Origin of the sequence: Planosporangium mesophilum (assembly GCF_016863255.1) — a bacterium.
In the GTDB taxonomy this organism is placed as follows: domain Bacteria; phylum Actinomycetota; class Actinomycetes; order Mycobacteriales; family Micromonosporaceae; genus Planosporangium; species Planosporangium mesophilum.
The window spans coordinates 114,523-126,326 of sequence record NZ_BOON01000024.1; the positions used below are offsets into that span (position 1 = coordinate 114,523).

Consider the following 11,804-nt stretch of genomic DNA (forward strand, 5'->3'; position numbering starts at 1 on the left):
GCCCGTGATGGCAAGATCCCCTCCGGTCTGCTCCCTACAGACCCCAGATTGATCACGGAGGATCCCTGAGTGGAAGAAGAGACCAAGTCGGCGCTCGACCGTCGTCGACTGCTGCGTAGCGCGAGCGCTGTGGCGGCCGGCGTGGGGGCGGCCGGGGTGGCAAGCGCACTCACCGCCAGCCCGGCCCAGGCGGCTCCCGGCGAGGCGGTGAAGCTCGGCGCGGCTGTCATCAACGACGGGGGTGCCGAGACCACCGTCATCAAGAACAGTTCCGCCACGGGCGCCACCCTCGAGCTGACCAACAGCGCGAACGGCCCGTCGCTGCGGCTCGCGCCGTCCAGCAAATACATGCCGGCGGACGTGGCGCCGGGCTCGTTCAACGCCACCGCCGGCGGCGAGCTGGAGTTCCAGGCGACCGCGGACATCGCCACCCTGGTCAACACCAGTTACACCGCGACGCAGACCTGGCCGGTCACGCCCTTCCGGGCGCTGGACACCCGTGGCCTCGGCGGCGTCAGCGGAAACGGCCGGGAGCTCATTCTCAACCCCGACGTGCTCGGCCCCTCCGGGCTTCGGGCCGGCCAGACGCTGCTGCTGAACCTGACCCCGTTCGTCAACTACGGCTGGGCGGTGCTCGGCAACGCGACCGTGCAGGGCCCGGAGGCGAACGGCTTCGTCACGATCGCGCCGGCGGGCGTCACCCGTCCGAACACGTCGTCGATCAACTTCCTCAAGGGCTGGCCGCTGTCGAACGCCATCGTGTGCGCGCTCGGCGAGTCATCGACCCAGGACCCCAATCAGAGCGACGTGATCCAGATCTACGCGTCCTGCACCACCCACCTCATCTTCGATGTGACCGGGTTCGTCGTGGCGAGCCTGTACAACATCAACCCGTCGCTGCGGCCGTTCACGCCCGCGTCTTCGGCCTCGGTGAGCGCCAACTCCACCCGCAAGGCCACCCGGGCCGACCGGGTCCGGGCCTACAAGCCGAAGCGCTGATCACCGGCTCCTGACACGGTGGCCCGCGGCCGACGCCGCGGGCCACCGTGTTCTTCAGGGGCACCGTGCCGTAGGGCCACCGTGCTGTTGGGCCATCCGATGTGGTGACCGGGGCGTGACGGCGAGCCGTTCCCACCCGGCGATGTCGTCCCTGAGCGATGTCGTCCCCGAGCGATGTCGTTCCTGAGCTGTGTAGTGTCTGGGCTGTGCAAAAGCCGTCTCCGCCGACCAGCTCGCCGGGCGTGACGGTGGACCCGCGCCGGCTCGTACCCCGTACCGATGTCGTCCTCGCCGATGCCCGCCTCGCCGCCGCCGCCGCGACGCTCGGCCACGCTCAGGTCAAGGCGCTCGTGAACGCGGCGCAGGAGCGGGCCCGCCGGGGTGAGATCGCTCCCGAGCACGTCGCCGACGCCGCGGCCGCCGCCCTGCCGGCGGGTCCGACGAGCCTGCGTACCGTCCTCAACGCCACCGGCGTCGTGCTGCACACCAACCTCGGCCGGGCGCCGCTGTCGGACGCGGCCGTCGACGCGCTCGCCGCCGCCGCCGGCCACACCGACGTGGAGCTCGACCTCAGCACCGGCCGGCGGGCCCGCCGCGGCCGGGGCACGCTCGACGCGCTGCGCGCCGCCGTCCCCGACGCGACGGGCGTCCACGTCGTCAACAACGGCGCCGCGGCGCTCGTCCTCGCCGCGACCGTCCTCGCCGCCGGCAGGGAGATCATCGTCAGCCGCGGCGAACTCGTCGAGATCGGCGACGGGTTCCGCCTGCCCGACCTGCTGGAGTCCACCGGCGCCCGGCTGCGGGAGGTGGGTACGACCAACCGCAGCGCGCTCGCCGACTACGCGGCAGCGGTCGGGCCCGACACCGGGTTCGTCCTCAAGGTGCACCCGTCCAACTTCGTGGTACACGGTTTCACCTCCTCGGTACCGGTCGCGGACCTGGCCGGGCTCGGTGTGCCGGTCGTCGTCGACATCGGCTCGGGGCTGCTCGCCCCCGACCCGCTGCTGCCCGACGAGCCGGACGCCGCGACCAGCCTGCGAGCCGGCGCGGCCCTCGTCACGGCCAGCGGCGACAAGTTGCTCGGCGGTCCCCAGGCCGGCCTGCTGCTCGGCGACGCCGACCTGGTGGAGCGGCTGCGTCGCCACCCGCTCGCCCGGGCGCTGCGGGTCGACAAGCTCACCCTCGCCGCCCTCGAAGCCACGCTGCGCGGACCCACGCCACCGACCTGGGTCGCCCTGCGGGCGGATCCGGCGCGGTTGAGGGTACGGGTGGAGCGGTTGCGGGAATCCCTGGGTGACCTCGACGCGGACGTCGTCGCGACGGCGGCCGTCGTCGGTGGCGGGGGAGCGCCCGGGCTGGAACTGGAGTCGTGGGCGGTGTCCCTGCCGGAGCGGCTCGCGCTGCCGCTGCGCACCGGCCAGCCGCCCGTCCTCGGCCGCGTCGAGCGCGGTCGGCTGCTGCTCGACCTGCGCTGCGTACCGCCGGAGCGCGACTCGGAGGTGGCGTCGGCGGTCAGACGGGCCGCGGTCGGGCAGGCGTAGTCATGCACGTCATAGCCACCGCCGGCCACGTCGACCACGGCAAGTCCACCCTGGTCCGGGCGCTGACCGGGATGGAGCCCGACCGGTGGGCCGAGGAGCGCCGCCGGGGCATGACCATCGACCTCGGCTTCGCCTGGACCACCCTGGGCTCCGGTGAGGTGGTCGCGTTCGTCGACGTACCCGGTCACGAGCGGTTCGTCCCGAACATGCTGGCCGGCATCGGGCCGGTTCCGGCGGCGCTCGTCGTGGTCGCCGCCGACGAGGGGTGGATGCCGCAGTCCGCCGAGCACCTCGCCGCGCTCAACGCCCTCGGGGTGAGCCACGGCCTCCTCGTCGTCACCCGTAGCGACCTGTTCGACCCGGCGTTGGCCACGGCCGAGGCGCAGGAACAGATCGCGGCGACCTCGCTCGGCGCCGTCGACGCCGTCGCCGTCAGCGCGGTCACCGGCGCCGGCCTCGACGATCTGCGCGCCGCCCTGGACGCCCTGGTGGCCCGGCTGCCCGCGCCCGACCGGGACGCGCCGGTACGGTTGTGGGTCGACCGTTCGTTCACGATCCGGGGCGCCGGCACGGTCGTCACCGGCACGCTCGGCGCCGGCCGGCTGCGACCGAACGACGAGCTGGAACTCGCCGCCAGCGGTCGGCCGGTACGGGTACGCGGCCTGCAGTCGCTGGGCGCCCCGGTGGCGGAGGCGGCCGCCGTGGCGCGCGTCGCGGTGAACCTGCGCGGGATCGAGCGCGACGAGGTGGGCCGCGGGGACGCGCTCGTCACGCCAGGGCGGTTCCACCGCACCGACGTCGTCGACGTGCGGCTGGCCGGCGACCCGGTCGCCGACCTGCCGTCCACGCTGACGCTGCACGTCGGCTCCGCGGCGGTGGCCGTACGGATCCGGCCGCTGGGCGTGGACACCGCCCGGCTGCGACTGGACGCCGCGCTGCCGCTGCGGGTCGGCGACCGTGCCCTGCTGCGCGACCCGGGCCGCCACCACGTCGCCGGTGGCGTGACGGTCCTCGACGTGTCCCCGCCGCCGCTGCGCCGTCGGGGCGCCGCCGCCGCCCGCGCCCGCGAGCTGTCCACGATGGACGGCGTACCGTCGCAAAGCGACGAGCTGCGCCGCCGGGGCCTGGTACGCCGGCCCGAGCTGGAACGGATGGGCGTGCCGGCGGCTGGTACCCCGGTCGCCGGGGACTGGCTGGCCGACCCCGACCACTGGTCGGCGCTGCGCAAGCGGCTTGCCGAGGAGGTGGCCGACTACGCCCGGGACCATCCGCTGGAAACCGGCGCGCCGGTCGACGCGCTGCGACACGCCCTCGGCCTGCCCGACCGGGCCCTCGTCGACGCGCTCGTGGCGCCGCCGCTCACGGCGCGGTCGGGCCGGATCGCGCAGGCCGGGCAGGGGAGCAGCCTGCCGGGGCCGGTCGCCGACGCGGTCGACCGGGTCCGCGCCGATCTCGAGGGCGACCCGTTCCGCGCCCCGGAGGCGGCCCGGTTGGCCGAGCTCGGCCTCGGGCCGCGCGAGCTGGCCGCGGCGGTACGCGCCGGAGCCCTGGTACGCGTCGCCGACGGCGTGGTCCTGCTGCCCGGCGCGCTCGACGAGGCCGTGGCGGTCCTGTCGCGGGTGTCCCAGCCGTTCACGCTCAGCGACGCCCGCCAGGCGCTCGGCACGAGCCGGCGGGTCGCCGTGCCGCTACTGGAGATGCTGGACCGCAGCGGCGCCACCCGGCGCCTGCCCGACGACCGCCGGGTCGTCGCCGGCGAGGTGGACGGCTAGCTCGACGCGTACCGGGTGGTCGCCCCGGCGCACCTGGCCGCGCGGTTGGACGCTCGCTGGCCCGGCCCGTACGCGAAGAGCCCCGCACAGCCGGTCGGCTGTGCGGGGCCCCGTGGACCGCTCAGGTCACTTCTTGTAGCCCATGTCCTCGTAGACCGGGTCGGCGAACGCGAAGGCGCCGAAGTTGACGAGGCCCTTCTTGACCGCCCAGAGGTCCGGACGCTGGTACATGGGCAGCGAGAAGACCTCGTCCCAGATCTTGGCGTCGATCTTGTTGCCCAGCTCGTGGTTCTTGTCCTTGTTCAGCTCGGCGTTGGCCTGCTTGAACAGCGCGTCGATCTCGTCGGTGCCGATGCGCGAGTAGTTCTGCTCGACCTTCAGCTCGCCCTTCTCGTCCTTGACCGGCTTCTTGTAGATCGACTCGGCCGAGCTGACCGGGAACGCGGTGCCGATCCAGGAGAAGACCGTCATGTCGTAGTCACCCGGCGTGATGTACTTGTCGAAGAACTCCGCCGAGGGCACCGCCTTGATGTTGACGGTGACGCCGACCTCCTTGAGCATCGCCTGGATGAGCTCGGACTCCTGCTTGCTCGCCTGGACGTTGGCCGGGATCACGAAGTTGATCTCCAGCGACGCGCCGTCCTTCTTGCGGACGGCCCCGTCGACCTTCCAACCGGCCTCGTCGAGCATCGACTTGGCCTTCTCCAGGTTGTACTTGCCCAGCTCACCGGCGTTGTCCTTGTACGCCGAGTGGTTGGTCATGAAGATGTGGTTGTTGAGGACGCTCGGCTCCATCTCCAGCGGCTGCAGCAGCGCCTTACCGATGGTCTGCCGGTTGATGGCCAGCGCGAGGGCCTGGCGCACCTTCTTGTCGGCCAGTTGCGGCTTGGAGCCGTTGATGGTGATGTGACGGAAGTTCGGGCCACCGGCGCGGCGCAGGTCGACCTTGTCTGCCATCGTCTTGGCGCGCTTGTAGTTGTTGACGTTGGCGCCGATCTCCATGAAGTCGACCTCGCCGTTGGCCAGGGCGTCGGCGGTCGCGTTGTCGTCGACCTCCTTGTAGACGATCTTGTCGAGCTTCGCCTTGTTGCCCCACCACTTCTCGTTGCGCACGAGGGTGATGGTCTTGGCCGTCTTGTCGAGCGACTCGAACTTGAACGGGCCGGCCCCGGCCGGCATCTTCTCGATCCAGCCCTCGTTGAAGACCTTCGGGTCCTGGTTGGTCGACTTGGGGTAGAGCGGGTTGTTCAGCAGCCCCTGCCAGTCGGCGTACTTGTTCTTGAAGGTCACGACGGCCTCACGGTCGTCCTTGCCCTTCTCCACGCTCTCGATGTCCTGCCAGCCGTTGGCGGACGAGATGTTGTACTCCTTGTTCTGGCCGCTCGAGGCCTTCCACTGCCACTGGATGTCTTCCCAGGTGATCGGCGTGCCGTCGTTCCACGCCGCCTTGGGGTTGAGCTTGTAGGTGACGACCTGCTTCGGGTCGGTCTGGAGTTTCGGCTCCTCGGCGAGGTAGTCCTTGTTCCAGATCGGGTTGCCGCCCGCGTCGACCACGTAGAGCATCGGCAGCACGGCCTTCATGACATCCGAGTTGTCCCTGAGGGTGCCGTCGAGCTGGAAGTAGTTGAAGTTCGGCGGGAAGCCGCCGAGCGGCCAGACCAGCTGGCCGCCCTCCTTCACCTGGTCGCGCGGGGTCGCCGCGATGTCGTTCACGCCGGCCTTCGCCGGCGGCTGGTTCTTGGCGGCCGAACCGCCTCCGCCGCTGCCGCACGCCGCCAGGCCGCCGGACAGCGCCAGGGCCGTCAGCGTGGCGAGGACTGCTCTACGCCTCACGATTCCTCCATGGATTCTCGATACTGGTTGGGTCACAGCACGTCCACCACGCGTGCGTAGTGACACGCGGCGAGGTGGTCCCCGTCGCCCTGAGGCAGCGACGGGGGGTGCTGTTCAAGGCACTTCTGCCGACGGCCCTCGTCAAGACCGGCGAACAGTTGGCAGCGGGTGCGGAACCGGCAGCCCGACGGCGGATCCGCCGGGCTGGGCAGGTCGCCCTCGAGGATGATCCGCCTACGCTGCCGTTCCTTGATCGGGTCCGGCAACGGGATCGCCGAAAGCAGGGCCTGCGTGTACGGGTGCGACGGCGCGTCGAACACCCGGTCCACCGGTCCACTCTCGACGATCTTGCCCAGGTACATGACCGCCACGCGGTCGGCGATGTGGCGCACCACCGACAGGTCGTGGGCCACGAACAGATATGACAGCCCCAGCTCGACCTTGAGCCGTTCGAGCAGGTTGATGACACCGGCCTGGATCGACACGTCGAGGGCCGAGACCGGCTCGTCGAGCACGACCAGTCTGGGCTTGAGCGCCAGCGCCCGGGCGATGCCGATGCGCTGGCGCTGCCCGCCGGAGAACTCGTGCGGGTACCGGTCGGCGTGCTCCGGTGCCAGGCCCACCAGCTTCAGCAGCGCCCGTACCTCCTGACGCCGTTCGGCCTCCGGTACGCCGTGGGTCAGCAACGGTTCGGCCAGGATGTCGCCGACCGGCATGCGCGGATCGAGGGACGCGAACGGGTCCTGGAAGACGATCTGCACGTCCCGGCGGATCGCGAACCGGTCGCGGCCGGACATGGTCGCGGTGTCCTTGCCGAGCACGACCACCGTGCCGTCCTGCGGTCGCGCCATGCGCAGCAGCTCGGTCAGCGTGGTCGTCTTGCCGCAGCCGGACTCGCCGACGAGCCCGAGGGTCTCGCCCTCGCGGATGTCGAAGCTGATGCCGTCCACCGCCTTGACGGTGCCGATCCGGCGGCGGAAGACGTGGCCCTTGGTGAGGGGGTAGTGCTTGACCAGGTCGGTGACCTCCAGGACAGTCGGCCGCTGCTCGCGGGGCGTGCGTTCCGCCACGGACTCCGGCGCCACCACGGCCGGGAAGATGTCGGTGCTGGTCAGGTTGGAACGTTCGATCTCGTCGCTGCGGTGGCAGGCCGAGAAGTGCCGGTCGCCCGAGTTGGGCATGCGCAGCAGGGGCGGCTCGGTCTGCGAGCAGATGTCGATCGCCATCGGGCAACGGGGCACGAACGGGCAGCCGGGCGGAAGGCTCGCCAGCGACGGCGGGTTGCCCTCCACCGGGGTCAGCGGCTGCCGCCCGCCGGCGTCGAGGCGGGGGATCGATCCGAGCAGGCCCAGCGTGTACGGCATCCGCCCCTGGTAGAAGACCTCCTCGGTCGAGCCGGTCTCGACGGCCTTGCCGGCGTACATGACCAGCAGCCGGTCGGCGAAGCCGGCCACCACCCCGAGGTCGTGGGTGATGAGGACGATCGCCGCGCCGGTCGCCTGCTGTGCGGTCTTGAGTACCTCGAGGATCTGCGCCTGGATCGTGACGTCGAGCGCCGTGGTCGGCTCGTCGGCGATGATCAGGTCCGGGTCGTTGGCGATCGCCATGGCGATCATCGCCCGCTGCCGCATCCCGCCGGAGAACTCGTGCGGGAACGCCAGCGCCCGCTGCTTCGGGTTGGGGATCCCGACCAGGTCGAGCAGTTCGACCGAGCGCCGGGCGGCGGCCTCCTTGCCGATGTCGGAGTGGATGCGCAGCGCCTCGGCGATCTGGTCGCCGACCGTGTACACCGGGGTGAGCGCCGAGAGCGGGTCCTGGAAGACCATCGCGATCTCTTTACCGCGGATGCCGGAGGCGGCCCGGTCGTCGAGCCCCAGCAGTTCCCTGCCCCGGTACCGGGCCGAGCCGCTGATACGCGCGTTGCGGGGGAGCAGGCCCATCACGGCCAGGGACGAGACGGACTTGCCGGAGCCGGACTCGCCGACGATGCCGAGAACCTCACCCGCCCGTACGTCGTAGGACAGTCCCCGGACCGCGGTGACGTCCCCGCTGTCGGTGGGGAAGGTGACGTGAAGATCGGTGACCTCGAGTACGACCTCGGGGTCGGCGGTCGCGTCCCGGAAGGCCGGTTCGTTGCGGACGGCGGTCACCATGTCTCCTTGCCGTGATGCGTGGGGCTGGTCATCAGTGCGAGCCTCGGGATGCGTTCGACGTCGGGTCGAAGGCGTCCCGCAGCCCGTCACCGATGAGGTTGACCGCGAGGACGATGGCGACCAGGAAGCCGGACGGGAACAGGAACAGCCAACTGTCGGTGAGGAACGCGACGCTGCCCTCGGCGATCAGCGTGCCGAGCGAGATGTCCGGCGGCTGGATACCGAAGCCGAAGAACGCCAGGCTGGCCTCGCCGATGATCGCGACGCCCACGTTGACCGTGGCGTCGACGATCAGCAGCGACGACATGTTCGGCAGGATGTGCCGAAGGATGATCTTGTACGCCGGCACGCCCATGAAGCGCGCGGCCTCCACGTACTCGCGTTCCTTGAGCGACAGCGTCATGCTCCGGACCACCCGCGACGTGATCATCCAGGCGAACCCGGCCAGCAGGACGACGAACAGCAGCCAGCTCTTGCCCCGGAACTGGGGCGACAGCAGCGCGAGGATCAGGAACGACGGCAGGACCAGGAGCAGGTCGACGAACCACATCAGGGCCCGGTCCACCCAGCCGCCGAAGTACCCCGCGCTGGCCCCGACGAGGGCGGCGACGCCCGTCGCGATCAACGCCGCCAACAGGCCGATGATCAACGATTTCTGCATGCCGCGCAGCGTCTGTGCGAACAGGTCCGCGCCGGTCTGGTTGGTGCCGAACCAGTGGCCGGCAGACGGCGGGGACAGGAACGACTCGAAGTCCTTCTGCTCGTAGCTCCAGGGGCTCAGGTACGGGCCGAGGAACGCCAGCAGGAACAGCAGTACCAGGACGACCAGCCCGGCGATGGCCAGCCGCTTGCGCAGGAACCGGCGCAGCACGAGCCGGCCGCGCGACAGTGACGCCTGCTCGGCCGGGCCGTCCTCGACAGGTGTCGGGGCGGTCTCCACGACCACCTTGGGATCAATGCTCATCGCTTCTCCTAGTTGGCGCGTACGCGTGGGTCGAGGGCGGCGTACGCGAGGTCGGCGAGCATCCCGGCGATCAGTACGAGGATCGCCGAGAAGAAGACGACCGCACCGACCGAGTTGATGTCGTTCTTGCCGATCGCATCGATGAACCACTCGCCCATGCCGTGCCAGCCGAAGATCTTCTCGGTGAAGATGGCGCCCACGAACATGAGGACGAACTGGTAGGAGAAGAAGGTCATCATCGGGATCAACGCGGTGCGCAGCCCGTGCTTGACCAGTGCCTGGCGCCGGCGCAGCCCCTTCGCGCGGGCGGTGCGCAGGAAGTCGCTGCCGAGGACGTCGAGCATCGTCGCGCGCTGGTACCGGCTGTAGAACGCGACGAGGCCCAGTGCGAGCGACAGGGTCGGCACGACGAGGTGCTGGATCCGGTCGAGGATCGCCGCCCCCGACCATCCGCCGCCGCCCGCCTGGTACTCACCCTGGATGAACAGGACGTCGGTGCCGAACAGGCCGTTGAACCCGATCGCGGGCTGCTTCAGCGCGACGGCGAGCACGAAGACCGGGATGGAGATGACCACGAAGGACAGGAACGTGATCGTATGGTCGGACCATCGGTACTGGTTGATGGCGCTGTAGGCGCCGACGGCGACCCCGACGACCGAGCCGAGGATCGTGCCGATCAGCAGCAGCCGCAGGCTGACCCAGATCCGCCGGCCGAACTCCTCGTTGATGGGCTTGTTGTCGATGGTCTTGCCGAAGTCGCCCCCGGTGACGATGCCCTTCGCCCAGCGGCCGAGCCGGTCCAGCTTCGGGTCGGCCGGGTTCATGTTCAGGTTGCTCAGCGTCTGGCTGATCGACGCCTCCGGCGGACGCGGCTGCATCGTGTCGTACTTCGCGCGCGGGTTGAGCGTGGAAGCCGCGAGCAGATAACCAAAGCTGGTCGCGATCACGATCAGTACCAGGTAGTTCGCGAACCTGCGCAGCAGGAACCCGAGCATCGGCGACTCTCCCAGGACGGTGGTTCAGGACGCCCGAGTTGCTCGTCGTCCGCAGGTGGCAAGCAACGTATACGGGGTGTGACAACCCTGGGAAGATCCTCCGAATGATCGTTACATGGACGCGTCCAAAACCCTGCAAGATGCCCTACATTCGCCCGCGAGGGTGCCGTCCGGGTGCGCGATGGCAGACACTCGCCCGGTGACCGGTGCCGCAGCGCGCGTCTTCGAGGAGCGGACCGTCGACCTGGGCGGCGTCTCGCTGTTCGTACGCCGCCACGGCGCCCCGGACGCGCCCGTTCTCCTGGGCATCCATGGTGGTCCGTGCTGGGACCACTCCTACCTGCTGCCCGCCATGGACGACCTCACCGACCTGCGTCAGGTCGTGCTGTTCGACCTGCGCGGTTGCGGTCGCAGCAGCCGCGACCTGCCCGACGACGCCTACCAGCCGGACCTGTGTGTCGAGGACACCGCCCGGCTGATCGAGTGGCTCGGCGCCAGCCAGGTGGACCTGCTCGGATTCTCCTACGGCGGGCAGCTCGCGATGCTCCTCGCCGAGCGGTATCCGCAGCTGATCGACCGGCTCGTCCTCGCCTCGACCACCGCCTACCCCGACATCCACGGATACCTGGCAGAGAACGCGGAGTACCGCCGGCGGGCAGCGGAGATCGACGCTTTGACCGCGGGGATCTTCACCGACGAGTCGATCGACGCCGCGGAGTGCACCCGCCGCGACGCCATGCTCAGCGCCCCGATGTCGCTCTGGGACCTCGGCCTGCTCGACGAGTGGCGTGCGGTGCTGGCCGGCGTGCGGTTCTCCGGCGAGTGGAACCCGGCCTGGCCGGCCGGCCGGCTGCGCTCACCTCGCCCGGCCGACCCCGAGCGGGTGCTGCGTGAGCTCGACCGGCCGACCCTGATCCTGCACGGCGCCCAGGAGCTGGGCTTCCCGGTGCAGGTGGCGCACCGGCTGCACGCCGCGGTGCCGCACAGCGAACTGGCGCTCATCGACGGCGCCGGACACGCCGCGCACTTCGAGAAGCGGGCCGAGTGGGTGGCCCGGCTCCGCGCCTTCCTCACTCGATGACTACTCCGCCGGTGGCGGGAAGCCGCCCGTCGCGATCGGTCCCCAGTCGTCGACCGTCATGCGGATCAGGCTCTTGCCCTGCTTGACCATGGCTTCCCGGTACTCGTCCCAGTCCGGGTGCTCGCCGGAGATCGAGCGGAAGTAGTCGACGAGCGGGTCGAGCGCCTCTGGTAGGTCCAGGACCTCGGCGGTGCCGTCGACGTGCACCCATGGCCCGTTGAAGTCGTCGGACATGACGCACATCGAGACCTGCGGGTTCCTTCGCACGTTGGTGACCTTCGCGCGCTGGGGGTAGGTGGAGATGACGATCCGGCCCTCGGCGTCGACGCCGCAGGTGACCGGTGAGGACTGGGGCCGGCCGTCGCGGCGCTGCGTGATGAGCACGCCGCGGTGGCGGGACGCGAGGAACTCTCGTAGCCCGGCGCGGTCGACGGGCGTGTTCGAGGCATAGGTACGGGCCATCGCC

The 11,804-nt window shown here is 70.5% G+C and carries 9 protein-coding genes; 4 read left to right on the plus strand and 5 right to left on the minus strand.

All coding sequences use genetic code 11. From position 1 onward, the window contains the following. The first annotated feature begins 69 nt into the window (after positions 1-69). The 3 genes from Pme01_RS13315 to selB all read left to right on the plus strand — a co-directional run bounded on the left by Pme01_RS13315 (position 70) and on the right by selB (position 4,312). Positions 70-999, plus strand: a complete 930-nt coding sequence (locus tag Pme01_RS13315) for a hypothetical protein (RefSeq protein ID WP_168115703.1) — start codon at positions 70-72, stop codon at positions 997-999. Between the two features lie 242 nt (positions 1,000-1,241). Then, the gene (selA, locus tag Pme01_RS13320; RefSeq protein ID WP_239088211.1) at positions 1,242-2,540 is read left to right on the plus strand and encodes an L-seryl-tRNA(Sec) selenium transferase; all 1,299 of its coding nucleotides are present in this window, start codon (positions 1,242-1,244) and stop codon (positions 2,538-2,540) included. 2 nt (positions 2,541-2,542) lie between these two features. Continuing rightward, on the plus strand, positions 2,543-4,312 hold the full coding sequence (gene selB, locus Pme01_RS13325) for a selenocysteine-specific translation elongation factor (RefSeq protein WP_168115705.1): 1,770 nt from the start codon (positions 2,543-2,545) through the stop codon (positions 4,310-4,312). Positions 4,313-4,438: 126 nt separating this feature from the next. Here the strand turns inward: selB and Pme01_RS13330 are convergent, their stop codons facing one another. The 4 genes from Pme01_RS13330 to Pme01_RS13345 are packed head-to-tail and all read right to left on the minus strand — an operon-like array spanning position 4,439 to position 10,257. After that, the gene (locus Pme01_RS13330; RefSeq protein ID WP_168115706.1) at positions 4,439-6,145 is read right to left on the minus strand and encodes an ABC transporter family substrate-binding protein; all 1,707 of its coding nucleotides are present in this window, start codon (positions 6,143-6,145) and stop codon (positions 4,439-4,441) included. A gap of 32 nt (positions 6,146-6,177) precedes the next feature. After that, the gene (locus Pme01_RS13335; protein ID WP_168115707.1) at positions 6,178-8,298 is read right to left on the minus strand and encodes an ABC transporter ATP-binding protein; all 2,121 of its coding nucleotides are present in this window, start codon (positions 8,296-8,298) and stop codon (positions 6,178-6,180) included. A gap of 31 nt (positions 8,299-8,329) precedes the next feature. Beyond that, on the minus strand, positions 8,330-9,262 hold the full coding sequence (locus Pme01_RS13340) for an ABC transporter permease (protein ID WP_168115708.1): 933 nt from the start codon (positions 9,260-9,262) through the stop codon (positions 8,330-8,332). Positions 9,263-9,270: 8 nt separating this feature from the next. Next, positions 9,271-10,257, minus strand: a complete 987-nt coding sequence (locus Pme01_RS13345; protein ID WP_168115709.1) for an ABC transporter permease — start codon at positions 10,255-10,257, stop codon at positions 9,271-9,273. Positions 10,258-10,456: 199 nt separating this feature from the next. Between Pme01_RS13345 and Pme01_RS13350 the strand changes: the two genes are divergently transcribed. Further along, complete coding sequence (locus Pme01_RS13350; protein ID WP_168115710.1) at positions 10,457-11,338, plus strand: alpha/beta fold hydrolase; 882 nt, start codon at positions 10,457-10,459, stop codon at positions 11,336-11,338. Here Pme01_RS13350 and Pme01_RS13355 read toward each other — a convergent pair whose 3' ends face one another. Beyond that, entirely contained in the window at positions 11,339-11,800 is a 462-nt protein-coding gene (locus tag Pme01_RS13355; protein WP_168115711.1) for a PPOX class F420-dependent oxidoreductase, read from the minus strand. Positions 11,801-11,804 lie beyond the last annotated feature (4 nt).